The following is a 19,912-nucleotide window of genomic DNA, read 5'->3' as shown; positions in this document are numbered from 1 at the left end:
CCCTTGTCACGCCAAAGCTTAATTGTAGTGGCTAGCCTGACTTTACTGAAGAATGAATAGTCGAAAGTCATGCCTTCTGCCTTTACCACGAAGCTCTGCAGATAATTGCTCCAGTCTTTTGATTGACCACTAATTGTGACTTCAAGGTGTGATACTTTTTTTTGCCCGAAAACACTTGTCGTTGTTTTTTTTTGGACGCTCGACTGGACTTTCGGTCACATCGACCACAACCACTTCTAAAACTGAGTCAGGTTGTCGCAGTGCTTTCTTTCCGGGTAAGCTAAACCGACCTGAACGAATCAATGTATTCTCTACGTGCCTAACGATCCGAAACGCAGTGGATTCATTGATGTTCCAGCTTTGAGCAATGTGAAAGTAGGTACGGTACTCTCGCCAATATTGTAATGCCAGTAGTACCTGATCTTCTAAGCTCAGTTTAGGCGGACGACCGGGTTTGGGTTTCTGAAGTTGCTGTTGTTCGCTTTACTGACACCATTACTGCAAAAGTTGTAGACCCAACGCCACATAATCTCTTGAAGGCTTCTGGCTTTAAGCTTTGCACTTGTTCATAAGTCATCAGTTTTTCCTCTCAATCGCCCCACTATTGCCCTTATTCGAGACTTTTGCAAGAGGTCTAATGTTGATTGTTGAGTGTCTTAAAGCCAATCTTCTTGATCGCTTTTTTGCTTTCTATAAACCTCACCTTTGGCGTGAATTTTACGGGTTTGTTCGTAAAGAGTTTCTTCGGTATAATTCCATTTTTGCAGGACTTTTTTTAAGTCTGCTTGGATATCTCTAGCGCCGGGAAAGCCTCGGTAGCGAATTATTAATCTTGCTAATTCCGATAAATTGTAGTCGTTTGCTTCTGAGGCTAATAAAGTATTGACACTGGCTCGATCGCGCTTGTATTGCGGATGCTGCTGATCTTGAGTTTTTTCTACTGAATCCATACTATTTATGTTTCCCAATCATTTAGAATACCGAGATACCCCACTTCTTCAAGAAGTCAGGTATCTAATTAGACGTAGGACACGGCCGGGCCTAAGCCCCTACTGCACTTCTTCAGTCAGCCCCAGAAATTTTTGTGTTTGTTGAGTAATACCAAATAGGCGATCGCCGTGACAAAAGATTTCCCAAGCGCGAATTCCCATAAAACCAATACCTGCAACCGCTAAGGGCATCGCTGCGGCACCTAAAAGCGCGGCAATAGGGGGAAATATCATGCACAGTGTTAACAGAATGCCAGTAATAACACCGCCAGCAATGCCAGCTTTGGCGGTGGCGGTGGCGACTTGTTCCACTAACTCTGACTGGGTAATTTTGCCTTCCACGCACAATAGCGAGTTTTCTAAGATCGAAAATATTAACTCAATTACTGCTGCGGCGATCGCCCCTTTCATTGCAGCCCCAACGATTTCCGCAACTGCTGCTTTAAACGCTGCATCCGCTAAAACTTGCTTAGCGACTGCTAATTCGGCAGCAGTCATGTCTACACCACCGCGAGCACGATTCACCCAAAAATATTCAAAAATCCCGTTAGCAGCTTCGCTTCCGCCTCCATTGACGTGCGCTTGGATGTGACTCCAATCTTTATCTTGACAGAAGTTGCGAATTGCTTCTGGGCCTTGGGAACGAATTTGGGCGGGTATGGATTCAAATACTTTTGCTGCTTCTTGAATATCTCGCATTCCCTCACGCACCCCAGCCCTAGCAAATTTGGATTGCAGATTTATTGGCAGGTTCTCAAAACGGATGTTATGTGCTATTTTGAAAGCTTCTTGAGTGGCGATCGCCCCGGCACTAACCATTGAACTTGGCGCTGATTGTACCCACGCCGTTAATACAGTTGCACTTTCCTCGAACTTTGCATCAATTTGGTTGCTTAAGTTTTGGATATCGGCAACTGTTTCTTGTACTTTAGCCGTTAGGAATTCGAGCGGATTATGGTTAATTTCCATGTTGCTCCAGCTTGCATCGTTAATGATTGAATTATTTTGACTATAACATTCCTCTTCAGTAAGTGTTATTGTTTCCTGAATTGCTTCTTGCTTCTAACTCCGGCTGTAAATTGAGAGCTTTTTTTTGATAAAATAAACCTTCATTGATTCGCCCTTCCTCTTCCAAACTTTTGCCTAAATTCCAATAAGCAACGGCTAAATCTGGTTGAAGAGCAATAGATTTTTGATAGTAACTTATGGCGTCATCGAGCTGGCCTTGTTTGTAAAACATACTGCCCAAGTTAACATAGGCTTCGACCAAATTAGGATCGAATTCTATCGCCTTGGAGTAGGCGCGAATGGCCGCGTCTATTTTGCCTTGGGATTGCAGGATATTGCCTAGAGTTTTGTAGGCGGCAGGGAAATTCGATTGCTGGCGAAGTGCTTGGTAACATGAGGCGATCGCCTCTACATATTTCTGTTGCGTATAATAAATTTCAGCTATCTTGTTGAGTGCGATCGCACTATCCGCTTGAATGGCTAGTAATTTTTGATAGTAAGCGATCGCCTCGTCAAGTTTTCCTGATTTCTGGAGGCTCTCGCCCGCTGACAAATACTGCTCTGCTAACTCGGAATTTACGGTCATATATTTTACTTTAACAGCCGACACTACTTTACCACAAGTGTTAGTTAGCAACCGCGATTTCTAGGGAGATTATGACTCTTTTAAATTTAAAATTTGTTTCTGTACAGGAATGGAAAAAAAATAGTATGATTATTATGAACCACCATCAACGCTAATTGCAGAGGAAATCTCATGGCATCACTAGCAGGAAAAGTGGCAATTGTGAGCGGTGCATCGCGGGGAATTGGACGCGCGATCGCCCTGCGATTATCCCAAGAAGGCGCATCAGTGGTCGTTAACTACGCCAGAGGGGCAGATCAGGCGAAAGATGTTGTCTCAGCGATTGAAGCCGCAGGTGGCAAAGCATTAGCCGTGCAAGCCGATGTCAGCAAAACCGCAGAAATTCGCGATTTGTTCGACCGCACTCTGGAAACCTATTCACAAGTCGATATTTTAGTCAATAATGCAGGAGTAATTCTTTACAAACCTGTAGCGGAAGTTACCGAAACAGAGTTTGATAATCTGTTTGAAATTAACGTCAAAGGCACGTTTTTTGCTTGTCAAGAAGCTGCTAAACGCATGGCGGAGGGAGGAAGAATTGTTAATTTTTCCAGTTCGACAACGGCGATGCTACTGCCAACTTATGGGGCTTATGTGGCGACAAAAGGCGCGGTAGAACAGCTAACTCGATCGCTGGCTAAGGAATTGGGCGATCGCCAAATTACAGTCAATGTCATTTCTCCGGGTCCAACGGATACAGAACTCTTCACTGTTGGCAAAACCGCTGAACAAATACAAAGATTTACTCAAATGGCTGCTTTGGGAAGACTTGGAAAAGTTGAAGATATTGCCGATGTGACGGCTTTTTTGTGCAGCGAACAAGCCCGCTGGATTACTGGACAAAATATCCGCGTTAACGGCGGCATTGCCTAAAGATATACTTCAGTCAGCTTGCAGTGGACTTCGTTTGTATAGCAGCGATGTCAAGAGACTGTTGGTTAATCAACCAGGGGTTTCACCACTTATCCCTACAAATGGTAGATCGGGAGTAAATGTCTAATTGACCATAGAACTGTTAACTACAAAGAGCGAAGGCAAATGCTGCGTTCCCGAGGTGGGGAGGTAACACCCTATGCGAAATCGCCAACAGTCTCTTTCAATCGCCGAGTTTAAGAATCCTCAACCAAAATCTTTGATTTGGCTGGGGATTCTTCAACTTTGATGGGGCGGACAACCAAACAAATCAAGGAGACAACCGCCATACCTTAATCGTGTCGTCAAAACTGCCACTGATCAGAGTTTTGTCTTGAGGATTAAAAGCCAATTCCACCCAAGTAGAATGACCCTTCAGCGTGCCGGCGATTTCACCCGAACTCATGTGCCACAGCTTGATAGTCCCGCTCAAATCGGCGCTAGCGAGTTTGTCTCCGTCCGGACTGAAAGCTAGAGACTGAATTCGATCGGCATGACCGTTAAAAATCACTTCACCCGAGGGTGCGGGCCCGTGTTCCTTGGTGATATCCCAAATCCTCACCGTATTGTCCCAGCCCCCACTGCCCAAAATTTTACCGTCAGGGCTGACAGTAAGAGCCGAAACAGCATCTACATGACCCATGAGAGTCGCTTGGAATTCCCCAGTCTTCCAATTCCACAGCTTGATAGTACCGTCGCCGTTGCCCGTAAAGAGAGTGTCTTTATAGGGACTGAAAGCCACCGAATGCACCTGGTCAAAAACCCCTTGGAGAGTTTCCAACTCGGCACCGTCTTCGACTTGCCACAGCTTCAAAGTATTATCCTTACCGACGCTGGCGAGGGCTGAGCCGTCTGGACTGAAAACCACTGAGAACACGCCGTCGGTGTGGCCCTCCAAAGTCCGAATTAACTTGCCAGAATAGAAATTCCACAATTTAATCGTACCGTCAGCGCTGCCGCTGGCGATCGTCCTGCCGTCGGGACTGACGGCCACCGACCACACAGGTCCCAAATGTCCTGCTAAAACCTTGAGTAGCTTGCCGCGACGCTTGTGCAGCAGATGAATTGTGCCGTCGTTATTCCCGCTGACTATCACGCGGCCGTTGGGAGCGACTGCTACCGCCCAAACCGGGTTTTTGTCTCGATCCGCCAGAGTCCGCACAGCAGGTCGGGAGTGCGAGGCCTCACCGTTGAAATCCTGCATCGGGGGCGGATCGAACCGAATTTCGGGAATGGTAGAAACAGGCTCAGAAGAAGTGAAAGCCTGCGGTGCTGGAGATGGCAAGCGAATACCCAGCACTACGGACAGCAGGGCAACCGCACTTGCTCCCCACATGGCTAAAGTCCACTTGGGTTTGCTGAGAATCACGTCTACCGGTGCCGGGCCGTATTTCATGTCTGTGAGAATTGCCTCGGTCGAGCGATAGCGTTTTGATGGTTCTCGCTGCACCATTTTATCCAGAATGCGGGCGAGTCGCCCCGAAACTGGTACTTTTAAATAATGCCTCCAGGCCCAACTTTCGGCTTTGATGTCAAACAAATCAAAGGGCGACATTCCCGTTAACAAGTGAATGCAAGTGACGCCCAAACTGTATATGTCGCTGCTCTTAATCGCTTGACCTTTAATTTGTTCCGGGGCCGCGTATTCGGCAGAACCTGTCACCGTTTCTATTTTCAGCGGCCCGCTGTTTGCCGGAATTGCCGCGCCGAAATCGACTAAAACTAGCCCAGAGGCACTTTCCTGGGACAGGGGAAAATCGTCTTTCCCTGCCAAAGCTGGGGATGCTTGAGGAGTTTTGCGGTGAATAATATTCGACGGTTTGATATCTCCGTGAATCAGTTGATGTTCGTGAACAAATTGCAGGACTGGCAACAATTCGCTCAGCAGATACCAAATTTGAATTTCTTTAACAACACCTTTTTCTGAAAGCCGATCGGCTAAATTGCGGCCTTCGATGTATTCTTGCACTAAATACTGGCAGCCTTCGAGTTCAAAAGATGCCAGCAGTTTCGGTATTTGCGGATGTTTCCCCAACTCGTCGAGAACTGAGGCCGAGCCGCGAAATGTCCGGTTTTGGTGTGTGCCACCGTCTGCGGCTGCTGCGGGGCCGCAGAACTGTTGAATGACGCAGCGGGGTTGCGAAGGTTGGTCTTCATCGACTGCTAAGAAGGTGCGGCAAGTGAGACTTTGACCAAGGGTGTGAAAGACTCGGTAGCGACCTTTTAGCAGCAAGTTCGACTCGCAACTTTTGCAGACTGTCGCGCGATCGAGATTTTGGGGATTCTGGCAATGGGGATTGGTGCAGTAACTCATTTGTCTTTCCGCTGGAGACCCCCGTCCGACATACTTGCTGGTGGGGGAGGAAAGCGGGGCGGTGCGTGCCGCTTCCTGTGGACAAACTCAATAATTGGAATCTTTGCTTTATGATAATTGTTTCCCAGATTTTCGCCACAATTGCACGCGGGCGATCGCGCGTAAATAATTGCTGACTTTCCTGCGAGCGAGGTTTAATAGGTCGATCGTACCGAGTTCATTCGAGCGATCGGCGGGATTTGCTGTTACCGAATTACGTTATACTGTCATTGCGAATACTTTCAGTGCGATCGCAAGCATTGCCAAAACAATCGCGAGGCATTGCCAAATATCCGCGATTGTTTGTTCTATGGAGTCAATCTAAAACCTCAAATCTCAAATCTCAAATCGACTAACAGATTAAAACTTAGGCAACTTTTGCCAAACTAACTACTAACTTTTAACTATTACTTATGCCGTTAATTCGCGTTCCCAAACCTTGGGAAATTCTCGAACCCCAAATTACCCCAGAAACAGCCTTTCTCAACCGCCGCCGCTTCATGACCAATTTAATTGGCGCCGGCGTGACTGCTTCGCTGCTGCCGCTGACCGGCTGCCAAAGCAATGCTAGCTCAAAAACTGCTCTGGATCAAAGCTCAACCCAAGCATATTCGGAATTGAGCCGGAATCCCGCCTTTGCAAAAGTCGATCGAGCGATTACCGACGAAGCCTTAGCTACAAAATACAACAATTTTTACGAGTACGGCGGCACAAAATCTATTTGGCAAGCCGCTCAAGCTTTGCCAACAGAAAACTGGAAAGTAGAAGTAGGCGGTTTAGTAAAAAATCCCCGCACTTATGATATTGACGACCTCTACAAAAAATTTCCTATCGAAGAACGAGTTTATCGATTTCGCTGTGTAGAAGCCTGGGCGATGGTAGTTCCTTGGGTCGGATTTCCCATGAAATTACTTATGGCTGATGTCGAACCGCAATCGAAGGCTAAATTCGTTCGCTTTACCTCATTTTACGACCCCAAAATTACTCCCGGCCCCGGTTTGATGTCGCAATTTTATCCTTGGCCTTATACCGAAGGTCTGCGGGTTGAGGAAATGGCGAACGATTTAGCATTTTTTGCCACAGGCTTGTATGGCCGAAGGCTGCCAAAACAAAATGGTGCGCCGCTGCGGCAAGTGATTCCTTGGAAATACGGTTTTAAGGGCGCAAAGTCGATAGTCAAAATTGAATTTGTCGAAAAACAGCCCGCCACTTTTTGGAATACAATCGGGCCCAACGAATACGCCTTTGAAGCAAATGTCGAACCCGACAAACCGCACCCGAGATGGTCGCAGGCCAGCGAACGGGTAGTCGGCCCCGGTAACAGTTGGTCGTGGGAAACTCGCCCAACTTTGCCCTATAACGGTTACGGCGAATATGTAGCTAGTTTGTACACTTAATTAAGTACACGAGATGTAATTTGAGGAACAGGCTTTTCGGCTTGTTCCTCAAATTATTAATTTCTCTGTTTTCTCTTTCTCTGCGCCCTCTGCGTTCTCTGCGGTTAATTAAAAAAATCTTTTTAGTTCGCTCTATAAAAATGAAATCTAGGACACGGCAGTGCCGTGTCCCTACGCGATGCCTGCACTATGTTTGTAAATTTCACCTTAAATTTGCAGTCGATCGACTACAATAAAAATTGATGAAGCTACCAAGGAATTGTTAAATGGTAACAACAACATCAACTCCCGTAGAGCAGCAAACTACCCCCGAAAACAGAGTTATTTTAAAAGGTGTCAGTTGGTCAACTTTTAAAGCATTGCTGGCGGATGTTGGGGACGATAGAGCTTGGAGAATTGCTTACGATGAAGGAGTATTAGAAATCAGGATGCCACATCTAGAACATGAAGTTCCGAAAGGACTGATAGAAAGCTTTATTGAAGCTACAGCAGACGAGCTAGAAATCGAAGTAATGAAAGCTGGTTCTCTGACTCTCGAACGGGAAGATTTAACTCGTGCTGTCGAACCTGATACTTGTTTCTACATTCAAAATGAAGCCAGCGTCAGAGGTAAAAGAGATATCAGCCTCCCAGAGGATTTGCCGCCAGATTTAGCAATAGAGTCGGATTACACTAATTCTTCTGTTAATAAAGATTCCATATATGCTGCTCTTGGTGTTCCCGAACTGTGGAGGTATCGCCGGGAATCGCTGCAAGCTTATCACCTTGTGGAGGGAAAATATGAAATGTGCGATCGCAGTTTAGCTTTTCCGTTTTTACCCGTTGCCGAAATTCCCGGTTTCATCGAACAAAGCCGAACAGTCGGACAGCGTGCGGCTGTGCGTTTGTTTCGGCAAAGAATTAGAGAAATTTTACCGAGTCAAAGTTAACGCAAAAATCAGACTTACTTTAGTTGAAGAACTAGCAATTCAATTTAACTTACATCCAGGTTCATCAGCGTTCATAAGCGGTAAAAATAATCTTTAATTTCGATATAAAATCAATTGATAAACTCCTGCACTCTGTGCCAAACTCGCTCCAATAAATCGGGCGTGCTAACATCAAACCATTCAATTTCAGGATAAGCTCGAAACCAAGTCCGCTGTCTCTTCGCAAATTGCCGCGTGTGCAAAATTGTTAATTCTTTGGCTTCTTCAAGCTTAATGTCGCCAGCCAAATATTGTTTCATTTCCTGATATCCCAGCGTGTTCAACAGTGGCAAATCGCAGCCGTATTTTTTACACAAATATTCTACTTCAGCAATCCAACCGCGTTCTAGCATTTGTTCTGTGCGCTGTTCGATCCGATCGACCAAAACATCGATCGCGCAATCCAACCCAATTTGTAAAATAGGATAATTAGGTGGATTTTCGCCCTGCTGCTCGGAAATAGAGCGACCGGTGACATAAAATACTTCTAATGCCCTCAAAGTTCTTACTGGGTCATTGAGGTGAATTTTCTCAGCGGCAGATTGATCGACCTGCTGCAACATGGCGTAACATTGAGATTGTCCGAGTTCCGCAAGTTGCGATCGCAATTCGGGCATCGGCGCTACCCTCGGTATTTTTAAACCCCTGACGATCGATTTAATATATAAGCCCGTCCCTCCAACCAACAACAGAGGAGGAGACAAGGGAAAATCGACATCAGCAATTAATTTTTGAGCTTGCTGCTGGTACTCTGCTAGTGTCAGAGTTTCTGTCGGATCGCAGATGTCAATTAAGTGATGCGGTACACAAGTGCGATCGACCGCCGTCGGTTTTGCGGTTCCGATGTCAAATTCGCGGTACACTTGACGGGAGTCCGCACTCAGGATCGAGGATTGCAGTCGCCCCGCCAAAGCCAAAGCCACTCCCGACTTCCCCGTGGCCGTCGCCCCGCAAATCGTAATTAATTTAGGCATAAGCTGTCGCACATTTCCCTATAAAAACGCTCAAATCCTCTCCTCTCCATGCTTTCCCCTCTCTCCATCCACTGATTCACCGCGATCGGCCTGGGCAGTCCTCAAGCAATCTCAAAACTATTCCCCTCCCTCCCCCCGATAAATTTCCCTTCAGAAAGCCCTAGCATCGCCTTTAACGGTTTTGTGCTATAATTTTAGGAGTTTTCCCATTTTAGAAGCTTTCGGGGCTTTAGGCCTCATTATTGGAGCTATTTTTGTATGACCAGCAGCTACAGCGCCGACCAGATTCAAGTTCTCGAAGGTCTCGAAGCAGTCCGTAAACGACCGGGGATGTACATCGGTACCACCGGCCCGCGAGGACTCCACCATCTAGTTTACGAGGTTGTGGACAATTCCATTGATGAGGCGCTGGCTGGCCACTGCACTCACATCGAGATTGACATCAACGCCGACGGTTCCGTTACCGTGACAGACGACGGCCGGGGTATTCCGACCGGCATCGTTGCCAAGACTGGCAAATCGGGAATAGAAACAGTAATGACTGTACTCCACGCCGGCGGTAAATTTGGCGGTGGTGGCTACAAGGTTTCTGGAGGATTGCACGGTGTAGGTATTTCTGTTGTTAACGCGCTGTCCGAGTGGGTAGAAGTGACAGTTTGGCGCGACCAAAAAGAACATTTACAGCGCTATGAAAGAGGCAATCCAGTTACTGAACTTAATGCCAAGCCCAACAAAGGCACTCGCACCGGCACTTCAGTTTCTTTCTTGCCAGATACTCAAATATTTAGCACTGGCATTGAATTTGATTACACTATACTCGCCGGGCGCTTGCGAGAATTGGGTTACTTGAATGCGGGCGTGAGAATTACCTTTAGCGACCACCGTTTGGAACTGCTTAAAAGTAGCGAACCTCGCATCGAAACATACTGTTATGAGGGCGGAATCAAGGAATATATCGCCTACATGAACCGCGACAAGCAGCCTCTGCACGAAGAAGTGATCTACGTGCAAGGAGAACGCAACAACGTGCAGATAGAAGTGGCTTTGCAGTGGTGCGTTGATGCTTTTAGCGACAACGTTCTAGGTTTTGCTAACAACATTCGGACGATCGACGGTGGCACGCACTTAGAAGGTTTGAAGGCTGTTTTGACGCGGACGATGAATTCGATCGCCCGCAAGCGCAACAAAATCAAAGAAAATGAGCCCAACCTCGCCGGCGAAAACGTTCGCGAAGGTTTGACAGCAGTGATTTCTGTCAAAGTCCCAGACCCGGAATTTGAAGGTCAAACTAAAACTAAGTTAGGAAATACAGAAGTTCGGGGAATTGTCGATTCCTTGGTAGGCGAAGTATTGACAGAATATTTAGAGTTTCGCCCCCAAGTAGCGGACGCTATTTTGGAAAAAGCAATTCAGGCATTTAAGGCCGCTGAAGCCGCCCGTCGTGCCCGCGATTTAGTACGCCGAAAATCAGTCTTAGAATCGTCTCCTTTGCCTGGAAAATTAGCGGACTGTAGCTCCAGAGACCCCGCCCTGTCTGAGATCTACCTGGTGGAGGGGGATTCTGCAGGCGGATCGGCGAAACAAGGGCGCGATCGCCAATTCCAAGCAATCCTGCCTTTACGGGGTAAAATTCTCAACATTGAGAAAACCGACGATGCCAAAATCTACAAAAATAACGAAATTCAGTCGTTAATTACAGCCCTGGGTTTGGGCATCAAAGGCGAAGAATTCGATCCGGGTCAATTGCGGTATCACCACATCGTAATTATGACTGACGCTGACGTAGATGGTGCTCACATCCGCACGCTGTTGCTGACTTTCTTCTACCGCTATCAGCGCGCACTTGTAGACCAAGGTTACATCTATATTGCTTGTCCTCCTCTCTATAAAGTGGAACGGGGACGCAATCATTACTACTGTTACAGCGATCGCGAAATGAACAATCTCATCCGCAATGAATTTCCGGCGAATGCTAACTACACCATTCAGCGGTTCAAAGGTTTGGGCGAAATGATGCCGACACAGTTGTGGGATACGACGATGAACCCAGAAACTCGGACGCTGAAACGGGTGGAGATTGAAGACGCTGCAGAGGCCGATCGCATCTTTACGATCTTAATGGGCGATCGTGTCGCCCCCCGCCGCGAATTCATCGAAACCTACGGCCCCAAACTCAACCTCCTCGACTTGGACATCTAAATTAATCATTAGTCATTTGTCATTAGCTAACAGCTAATGGCTGAGGGCTAATGACTAAACTTTTGCGGCCCTGATGCCTTCTGCCCTTGCGGGCGATCGGGCATCAGGGCCGTTTGATTTATCTAGGTTTTGTTATAAAAATTAATACAATCTCTCATCAAATCGATCTAAGGTAAATGCTTAGGTAAATTTTAGATTTTTGGCGCATCCATCAGCTACCACAAAAATAGAAGGTTGGACAATATAGCATGAGCATCAATTTAGCGACCAAATTGCGTGAGGGAACGAAAAAGTCCCACACAATGGCAGAAAACGTCGGTTTTGTCAAGTGTTTTTTAAAAGGCGTTGTAGAAAAAACTTCTTACCGGAAGTTAGTAGGAAACCTCTACTTTGTCTACTCGGCAATGGAAGAGGAAATGGAACGCCAAAAGCAGCATCCGGTTGTTTCAAAAATTTACTTTTCTGAATTGAATCGCAAACAAAGCTTAGAGCAAGATTTATTTTACTACTACGGTGCGAATTGGCGCGAACAAGTAGCTCCGTCAGCCGCAGCTAAAGCTTATGTGGAGCGAATTCGCGAGATTTCGGCGACTGCACCGGAGCTGTTAGTAGCTCACTCTTACACTCGCTACCTTGGCGATTTATCCGGCGGACAAATCCTGAAGGGAATTGCCCAGCGCGGGATGAATCTTACCGAGGGAGAAGGCACTGCTTTCTATGAATTCCAGGATATTCCTGATGAAAAAGAATTCAAAGCTAACTACCGTCAAGCAATGAATGAACTGCCGATTGACGAAGCAACAGCAGAGCGAATTGTTGACGAAGCTAATGCAGCTTTTGGCATGAACATGAAGATGTTCATGGAGTTAGAAGGCAATTTGATTAAAGCAGTCGGTCAGATGCTTTTCAATACCCTGACGCGGAAGCGCGGTGGTGGCAGTACCGAATTGGCTACTGCTGATTGAGTTAAAGCTCACTGGGGATAATTTGAGCCTCGTTTAAGAGGAAAACTTTAAATCCTGGGGGTTTGATGGCTGCTTTTACAGTCACCAAATCTCCGGGATTTTGCATGGCGGGCGATCGACTTTTTAACTCACAACTCAACACTATCACCTTCCCACGCCGCGATCGGGAGGCTGCTCGCCCGGGACAGGCAAAGAAGTGGGCCTTACTTGCCGCTCCAAATACTTGCTCAAAGCGTAAGCGGTATCCCCACGAGTCATCGGCTTCAAAGGATTAATCTTATTAGTTGCGAGATCGACATTAACAAACCCTTCATAAAGTGCAGTAGCCATAGACTTTCTAGCCCAACTAGGAATGTCGCCTGCATCTGGATACTTAGCTAAAATTTCGGAAATGCTGGGTTCGGGAAACTGAAAAACCCCGTAAGCTTGAGCAAAAATTGCCAAAGCTTCAGCGCGAGTCACCCTTTGATTTGGAAAAAACATTCCGTCGCGATATCCACTCATCGTTCCCGTTTTCAAAACAGTTTGAATCGCACTGTAAGCCCAATAACTCTTCGGTACGTCCGGCAATTCCATATCGGGTTTCTGAGCAGTTTTTCGCCGTTCCAAACCAAAAGTTTTCACTAAAATCATCGCCAAATCGGCGCGACTGACAAGGCCCTCAGCATTAAAATTGCCACTGCCATCTTTATTCATCAATCCTGCACTCACAACCCGGTCGATCGGGTCAATTATTTCTTGAGATTTAACCGCCATAGGCACTCCTTGCACCAGCGCGATCGCCAAAAAAATACTCACTAACATTTTCACGATTTTAATCCTTTCTGTCGCTAAAACCATCATGAAAACAGCAGTAATATTTTTTCTGGTTCCATCGGTATTATTCTGTGGTTTCGGCGGTGCGCGACATTGGGGGATTATATATTAAAATCAAAGATTTGCTTCCGGCAAAGCGCCCTGCATTTTACCCAGCCAATCAATCAAATTATCCAATTGCTTTTGGGCCGTCAAAACCGCCATACCCCGAATAGTAACCTTCCCCTTGCTGTAGACAAAACGAGAGCGCAAATGTTCCGGCAAATTAGCTTTGAGCAAATTCCAAGCAGGCTCTTCCATCGCTGTTTCCAAAACTATGTGCTGCTTATTCTCGGGTTTTATCCGAGAAAAACCGATTTTTTTAGCGATTTGTTTGAGTTCGACAACACGGATAAGTTGCTGGGCTGGAAGAGGAATTGGCCCATAACGATCGCACCAATCAGCCTGAATCTGCTGTAATTCTTCAGGGGTATTAGCAGAAGCCACTGAGCGGTAAGCGCTCATCTTTTGATCCAAATCTGCGATGTAATCTGCAGGAATAAACGCCGTCAAAGTTAGGTCAATTTGCGCGTCATCAACTTTCGGAATTTCCTGACCTTTAATTTCCCGAATAGCCTCCTCTAACATTTCAGCATACAAATCAAAACCGATCGCCTCCATTTGACCAGATTGTTCAGTACCCAAAACATCACCCGAACCGCGAATTTCCATATCTCGGACAGCCAACTGATAGCCTGAACCCAACTGGGCAAACTCTTGAATTGCCCGCAGCCGCTGCCTTGCAGCATCAGACAGCTTGTTCTGCTTCGGATAAAACAGCCAAGCATGAGCTTGAATCCCCGCGCGTCCCACCCGTCCCCGCAACTGGTAAAGCTGACCCAAACCAAAGCGCTGCGCGTCTTCAATTAAAATGGTATTGACTCGCGGAATATCCAAACCCGACTCAATAATCGTCGTGCACACCAAAATATCAAACTCCGCCGCACTGAAAGTCAGCATGACCGATTCTAATTCCGAAGCGTCCATTTGGCCGTGGGCGATCGCAATTCTGGCAGACGGAACCATTTCCTGCAACTGAGCGGCCAACTCATCAATCCCCTCAATCCGCGGCACCACGTAAAAAACCTGACCGCCCCTGTCTAATTCTTGACGAATTGCCGATCGCACCACTTCCGGGTTATAGGGTGCCAAATGCGTCTGAATCGGGCGCCTGGAAGGAGGCGGAGTCGCAATCAAACTCATCTCGCGAATCCCCGACAGCGACATATACAAAGTCCGGGGAATCGGCGTTGCTGTCAGAGTCAGAACATCTACCTCTGTTTTGAGAGCTTTAATCGCTTCCTTTTGCTTAACTCCAAACCGCTGTTCTTCATCCACCACCAACAAGCCCAAATCCCGAAATTTAATCGCTTTGCTCAAAACAGCTTGAGTACCGACAATCACATCTAATTCCCCAGTCGCCAAACGCTTGTGAATCTCCCGGCGCTCGGTTTCAGTGCGAAAGCGATTGAGCAAACCAACTTCGATCGGATAAGGGGAAAAACGCTCCGAGAGCGTGTGATAGTGCTGTTGGGTCAAAATCGTCGTCGGCGCGAGCAAAGCCACCTGCTTGCCCGCCGTAACCGCCTTAAAAATCGCTCTCAGAGCTACTTCTGTCTTACCAAAACCGACATCCCCACAGACCAAGCGATCCATGGGTCGATCGCCCTCCATGTCGCGTTTCACATCCTGAGTTGCCTTCAACTGATCCGGCGTTGGCTGGTAAGGAAAAGAATCCTCTAATTCTTGTTGCCAAGGCATATCAGGAGGAAAAGCGTAACCTGTTTGTTTAGCTCTTTTAGCATAAAGATTCAGCAAATCCACTGCCAATTTCTTAACAGCTTTGCGAACCTTTGTTTTAGTTTTTTCCCAAGTTTGACCTGTCAGCTTGTTTAGATCCGGTACTTTATCGCCTACAGTCCGAAACCTCGACAAAGCGCCCAACTGATCTGCCGCCACTCTCAGAGTACCGTCAGCGTATTGAATCAATAAATACTCGCGAGTTTCGCGATCGATCGTCAAACGTTCCAACTTGATAAATTTACCCACTCCGTGCTGGCGGTGAACCACATAATCACCTGGGCTTAATTTATTCGGATCTACTTGCTTAGAAGCAGCGCGACGGCGCTTGCGGACGTAGCTAAAAGTAGCAAGAGAATGCTGACCGTAAAATTCCCTATCTGTAATTAAAACAATCCGAAAAGTCGGCAGAATAAAACCTTCCAATTCTGCCAGCCCGCTGTACTTCAAAGCAACCGGAACGTGCTGCAACTGCAACTTGTCGATCGCCAAATAATCGCGCGGATTCACCACAAACTGAGCCGGACAGTCGTGTTCCGAAAGCAGAGAAACCGATCGGCTCGGTTGAGCAGAAACCAGAAAAATGGTAAAACCCCGATCGCGCTCTTCCCTGAGCATTTGAGACAGCTTCGCAAATTGGTGAGGCATCACCGGCACAGGCCTGCTGGCCAAATTAATCGCAGGCGCTAGCTGGTCGATCTCCGCAGAGCTTTGAAATTTTTTAGAAGTAGAATCTTCTGCCAATTCTGAAAGTTCTAGCCGATCGAAAGCTGCGACATCTGCCATTGATTCAGCAAAAGTGCGGTGAATTTTCGGAATTTTCAAATTAGCAATTGGCAATTTTTCTGTTGTCTCACCAGCAACTGCCGATTCCCGATTGCAATTATTCCACTGTTCCTGTGCATTCTCAAACCAGCGGTCGCTGTGAGCTTCGCACCCTTGGGGTTCGTCAATAACAACTAAAGTATTTTCTGTCAAATAATCCAACAAAGATGCAGGTTGCTCGAACGCTAAACCCAACAGCCTGCGGACAAATTTTTCCCCTTCATTTTCCGCTTCAGTTTCGGGGTCGAAAGAGCCTAGGTGGTTGATTGCGTCAAGCTTTTTTTCAGATAAAACTGCTTTAATAATTGTGTTAAAATTAGTAGGAGTTAAAACTAATCGCTCGACCTTATCGAGCGATCGCTGCGAAGACGGATCGAACTCCCGAATTTGCTCCAAATCATCCCCAAACCACTCCAGCCGCACCGGCAACTCAGCCGCCACCGGAAACACATCGACAATATCACCGCGACGGCTCCACTGACCCTCCATTTCCACCAGAGCCACCCGATCGTACCCCATCGACACCAGTTGGCGGTCAAGTATCTTCGAGTCTTGAACCGCACCTCGCTTCAGCGTCAGACAGTAGGGTTCAAAAACAGCAGGTGGCGGCAAGTGAGACTGGAGAGCTCTTTCGGTAGCTACAATCGCGATCGGCTTAGAATTAGCGTTTGTTTCTCGTTTCTCGACCAAATCCGCCAGCACCTGCATTTGTCCCCAAGTCATTTCGTTCTCGTCGGAGTAAGATAGCTCGTAGGGCGAAGCCTCCGAAGTTGGGTAAAAATGCACAGTCTGCCAGCCCATAGCTTCCAGCCCTGCCACCCAGCGGCCCGCTTCTTCTAGAGTGGCCGTCACTACCAGTAAACTTCGCCCTTCTTGCTGTGCGAGGGCGGAAGCTACTAAACCTTTGGGCAACCGAGCGATGCCGTTGAGTTGCAAGCAGCGATGGCGCTTGAGCTTGTTGAGGAGCTCTGTGGCTAGGGGCGATCGCCCCAGGGTACGAATTATTGAAGAGAAAGTCATGCGCTTTTAATTTTAATCCCCGATCGGCGAAGGCTCTTTCCCTTTGCCTGTTAAGGAGATTGTACGACAAACATCCATGATTGTGCCGCTCTGCTCGTGACGCATTGGAACTTAACTGGAGATAGATTTCTGCTTTAATATGTCGATCCTGCGATCGCGATCGAGCCAGTTCCGTTAATCTAGTGACAGGTTTAGAAAAAATTTCGCTTTTGCGATCGAGATTCGCAACTTGCAGGCTTCTCCTTTAACCGGGCAGAGCGCTTAGCCGTTACTACCGAAAATTTTAGAAATGTCCCCAAGTACCGATATTCTGATTGTTCTCCTGCTAATTTTCCTCAATGGCTTGTTTGTGATGTCAGAGATGGCCATCATCTCTGTACGGAAGGTGAGACTGCAACAGATGGCCAACCAAGGTTCAGCCAATGCCCGCGTAGCCTTGGATCTGGCTAATGCCCCCAATCAGTTCTTGCCGACAGTTCAAATCGGGATTACTATGCTGGCCATTCTGTCGGGCGCTTTTGGAGAAACGACGATTTCTAGAAGAGTAGAGCCTTTGTTGAACCTGATTCCTGCCCTCGCGCCCTACTCTAAGACGATCGCCTCAGTAGTAGCAGTTTTAACCATCACTTATCTGACCTTAATTATCGGCGAGCTCGTGCCGAAGCGGCTGGCGCTCAACAACCCGGAGCCGATCGCCTCAAGCGTAGCAATTCCCATGCGAATGCTCTCAAAAATTGGCGCTCCTGCGGTTTATCTGTTAAGTTATTCCACTGACTTAGTGATGCGGATCATGGGGATTGTGCCTTCTACAGAACCGCAAGTTACAGAGGAAGAAATTAAAGTTTTAATCGAGCAAGGAACAGAAGCCGGAACCTTTGAAGAAGCCGAACAAGATATGGTGGAAAGAGTGTTTCGTTTGGGCGATCGGCGAGTCAGCGCCTTAATGACCCCGCGTCCCGATCTTACCTGGCTCGATCTAGATGATTCAGTGGAAGAAAACCGCCAAAAAATGCTCGGCAGTGGTCATTCTCGGTTTCCCGTGTGTCAGGGAGGACTCGACAACGTTGTCGGTTTAGTACACGTTACTGATATGCTGTCTCGGACTTTAACGGGTCAACCCCTAGATTTAAGCGCTTCTTTACGACGACCGTTATTTGTACCAGAAAGCACGCGGGGTTTAAAAGTATTAGAACTTTTCAAACAATCTAGCAATCAAATTGCCTTGGTGGTAGATGAATACGGCGTGATTCAAGGATTGGTTACAGTCAACGACATTTTAGTCGAACTCGTTGGCGACTTTCCCTCGATTGAAGATGCTGACGAGCCGGAAGCCGTGCAGCGTGAAGACGGTTCTTGGCTGTTAGACGGAATGCTAGCAGTCGAAGATTTTTTTGAGCTGTTTGGAATCGAAGAGTCAGCAGAACACAAAGGAAGTTATCACACAATGGGCGGTTTTGTGATTACAAATTTGGGCAAAATTCCCACAGCAGCCGAGCATTTTGAGTGGAACGGTTTGCGCGTGGAAGTAGTTGATATGGACGGGAACCGAGTTGATAAAATCTTGGTAATGCCGATCGACTCAGCGGGCGATCGACCTAGAACCCAACCAAAAACCTAAAATTTAAACTCAGCGGTAAGGTGCGCTAGGCGCACCCTACATCAACCATTCAGCGGATATTTCAGAGCTACTTCTTTGTGCTTCTAGCCTCATCTTTCCGCAAAGATTCCAGAATAGAACGACCTACATAATTGCTAAAAATCACCTGTCCAGCTTTATTGTAGTGGCAGCAGCTATCTACATAAACAGCCTCTTTATTCTTGTCAAAAACATTGACAGCATTCAATATATTAATATTATTTTTTTCCAAATTAGGAAACTTTTTGAAAAGAGCCGGATATCCAATTTGTACAGATTTAGCATAAGGAGTCTCCTTGTTAAAAGCAATCTGCTTTTCTGCTTCACCAAACACCCTTTTCGTCGGATAATATTGATTAGGTTGAAGAACATGAAAATAAGGTACATTACTAGCCGACAGGACTTTGTGCATAAAAATTGAACTTTTTGCCCAATTCCGTGCCATTTCTTCAAAAGCAACTGAATCCTGTAAAACCGACTTATTAGTATTGATATAAATAACGCTGGCACTGTCATCTTTTTGTTGTTTAGTCCGTTCTTCTTCAAACTTAAGAAGATCGGTTTTATAGTTATTTACTAGATGTTGAACGTAAACAGAAGTCAAAGCATTGCACGCAGCTAAAGAGCAGTTTTGCAAACTTGACAAACCCTGATTAATCCTAGTTTTATTTTCTTGAATTCTGAGAGTTGCTTCCATAGCCTTAGTAGAAAGGCTATTATTTGCGAAGTTAGTCAGCGGCCAAATATGCTGAATGCTTGGCATCGCCAAATCGACTTTATTTTTATTGTTTAAATTAGAAAGTGCTACTTCATTAAAACCATCAATATTGACGACCATATCTAATTCTTGACCTAAAGCCAAAAAGTAGTTTAAAATTAATAATTGCTGCGGCTGTTTGTAGCCTCCCGTCGCAAAAGACAAAATAACAAATTCTTTATCTTTTAAACCGGGCAACTGTTTGAGGTATTTAGGTAAAATTTGATTCTGAACTTGAAAGATTGAATAATCGGAAGCCACAGAACCGCCAAAAACTCCGATAAAAAACTGATTATTTTTAGTTTTTTTTAGAGGGTAATCGTAAGGAGAGATAAATCCGTAATTGTTAAATTTAAAACCAGGGCGAAAATCGGGACCGGGTTGTTGAATAAAGCCGAAAAAAGGATGAAACCTTTCAACAATAGACTGATTCAGCCGGACTCCTTCTAAATTAATTCCTAAATCCGACTTATTTTGCACCTTTTCTCTAGTATAGAAAAATTGCTTGTGCTTGACAAAATACCATCCCAATGAACCGAGTTCCAGGAAAACCAGTAAAAGCGCTAAGTTAATCAAAGTTATCTTGAGAACTTCTTGTCCGTTTTTGAGGAATTTTAAATCTTTCATAA

16 protein-coding genes are annotated in these 19,912 nt (G+C 46.3%); 6 read left to right on the top strand and 10 right to left on the bottom strand.

The features are described from left to right. Positions 1-141 precede the first annotated feature (141 nt). The 4 genes from QUB33_RS29710 to QUB33_RS20400 all read right to left on the bottom strand — a co-directional run bounded on the left by QUB33_RS29710 (position 142) and on the right by QUB33_RS20400 (position 2,583). Positions 142-435, bottom strand: coding sequence for a helix-turn-helix domain-containing protein (locus tag QUB33_RS29710; protein WP_445299543.1), 294 nt, complete (start codon positions 433-435; stop codon positions 142-144). Positions 436-656: 221 nt separating this feature from the next. Next, positions 657-950 carry a DUF3288 family protein gene (locus QUB33_RS20410; protein WP_333283782.1) on the bottom strand — a complete coding sequence of 98 codons (294 nt, stop codon included), beginning with the start codon at positions 948-950 and terminating at the stop codon, positions 657-659. A 99-nt stretch (positions 951-1,049) separates the two neighbouring features. Then, the gene (locus tag QUB33_RS20405) at positions 1,050-1,958 is read right to left on the bottom strand and encodes a hypothetical protein (RefSeq protein ID WP_333353357.1); all 909 of its coding nucleotides are present in this window, start codon (positions 1,956-1,958) and stop codon (positions 1,050-1,052) included. A gap of 55 nt (positions 1,959-2,013) precedes the next feature. Continuing rightward, positions 2,014-2,583: a tetratricopeptide repeat protein gene (locus QUB33_RS20400; protein ID WP_333353353.1), complete on the bottom strand. Its 570-nt coding sequence runs from the start codon at positions 2,581-2,583 to the stop codon at positions 2,014-2,016. A gap of 171 nt (positions 2,584-2,754) precedes the next feature. Here QUB33_RS20400 and QUB33_RS20395 point away from each other — a divergent pair, with 171 nt between their 5' ends. Further along, the gene (locus tag QUB33_RS20395; RefSeq protein ID WP_333353349.1) at positions 2,755-3,495 is read left to right on the top strand and encodes an SDR family oxidoreductase; all 741 of its coding nucleotides are present in this window, start codon (positions 2,755-2,757) and stop codon (positions 3,493-3,495) included. Between the two features lie 310 nt (positions 3,496-3,805). Here the strand turns inward: QUB33_RS20395 and QUB33_RS20390 are convergent, their stop codons facing one another. After that, positions 3,806-5,848, bottom strand: coding sequence for a serine/threonine-protein kinase (locus QUB33_RS20390; protein ID WP_333353345.1), 2,043 nt, complete (start codon positions 5,846-5,848; stop codon positions 3,806-3,808). 452 nt (positions 5,849-6,300) lie between these two features. Here QUB33_RS20390 and msrP point away from each other — a divergent pair, with 452 nt between their 5' ends. Both msrP and QUB33_RS20380 read left to right on the top strand, forming a co-directional pair. Further along, positions 6,301-7,284 carry a protein-methionine-sulfoxide reductase catalytic subunit MsrP gene (gene msrP / locus QUB33_RS20385; protein ID WP_333353342.1) on the top strand — a complete coding sequence of 328 codons (984 nt, stop codon included), beginning with the start codon at positions 6,301-6,303 and terminating at the stop codon, positions 7,282-7,284. Positions 7,285-7,550: 266 nt separating this feature from the next. Beyond that, positions 7,551-8,213, top strand: a complete 663-nt coding sequence (locus QUB33_RS20380; RefSeq protein ID WP_333353339.1) for a Uma2 family endonuclease — start codon at positions 7,551-7,553, stop codon at positions 8,211-8,213. A 110-nt stretch (positions 8,214-8,323) separates the two neighbouring features. Here the strand turns inward: QUB33_RS20380 and miaA are convergent, their stop codons facing one another. Further along, entirely contained in the window at positions 8,324-9,226 is a 903-nt protein-coding gene (gene miaA / locus QUB33_RS20375) for a tRNA (adenosine(37)-N6)-dimethylallyltransferase MiaA (protein ID WP_333353335.1), read from the bottom strand. A gap of 258 nt (positions 9,227-9,484) precedes the next feature. On the opposite strand from miaA, the gene gyrB reads away from it, so the two are divergent. Both gyrB and QUB33_RS20365 read left to right on the top strand, forming a co-directional pair. Next, positions 9,485-11,425 (top strand): DNA topoisomerase (ATP-hydrolyzing) subunit B, encoded by a 1,941-nt coding sequence (gyrB, locus tag QUB33_RS20370; RefSeq protein ID WP_333230996.1) that lies wholly within the window; start codon positions 9,485-9,487, stop codon positions 11,423-11,425. Between the two features lie 248 nt (positions 11,426-11,673). Then, on the top strand, positions 11,674-12,390 hold the full coding sequence (locus QUB33_RS20365; RefSeq protein WP_333198973.1) for a heme oxygenase (biliverdin-producing): 717 nt from the start codon (positions 11,674-11,676) through the stop codon (positions 12,388-12,390). A gap of 1 nt (position 12,391) precedes the next feature. On the opposite strand, the gene QUB33_RS20360 is transcribed toward QUB33_RS20365, so the two are convergent. The 3 genes from QUB33_RS20360 to mfd form a co-directional block, all read right to left on the bottom strand. After that, the gene (locus QUB33_RS20360; protein ID WP_333353331.1) at positions 12,392-12,529 is read right to left on the bottom strand and encodes a hypothetical protein; all 138 of its coding nucleotides are present in this window, start codon (positions 12,527-12,529) and stop codon (positions 12,392-12,394) included. Positions 12,530-12,534: 5 nt separating this feature from the next. Further along, positions 12,535-13,194, bottom strand: a complete 660-nt coding sequence (locus tag QUB33_RS20355; RefSeq protein WP_333353328.1) for an S-layer homology domain-containing protein — start codon at positions 13,192-13,194, stop codon at positions 12,535-12,537. A 126-nt stretch (positions 13,195-13,320) separates the two neighbouring features. After that, positions 13,321-16,890 (bottom strand): transcription-repair coupling factor, encoded by a 3,570-nt coding sequence (mfd, locus tag QUB33_RS20350; RefSeq protein ID WP_333353325.1) that lies wholly within the window; start codon positions 16,888-16,890, stop codon positions 13,321-13,323. Positions 16,891-17,179: 289 nt separating this feature from the next. Between mfd and QUB33_RS20345 the strand changes: the two genes are divergently transcribed. Further along, positions 17,180-18,508: a hemolysin family protein gene (locus QUB33_RS20345; protein ID WP_333353321.1), complete on the top strand. Its 1,329-nt coding sequence runs from the start codon at positions 17,180-17,182 to the stop codon at positions 18,506-18,508. Between the two features lie 67 nt (positions 18,509-18,575). Here the strand turns inward: QUB33_RS20345 and QUB33_RS20340 are convergent, their stop codons facing one another. Next, positions 18,576-19,910, bottom strand: coding sequence for a hypothetical protein (locus tag QUB33_RS20340; RefSeq protein ID WP_333353318.1), 1,335 nt, complete (start codon positions 19,908-19,910; stop codon positions 18,576-18,578). Positions 19,911-19,912: the final 2 nt, after the last annotated feature.

The sequence above is a fragment of the Microcoleus sp. B3-A4 genome (genome assembly GCF_036705385.1).
GTDB lineage: Bacteria > Cyanobacteriota > Cyanobacteriia > Cyanobacteriales > Microcoleaceae > Microcoleus.
The sequence above is the reverse complement of the archived record's forward strand: the minus strand, read 5'-3'. Positions and strand labels throughout refer to the sequence as shown.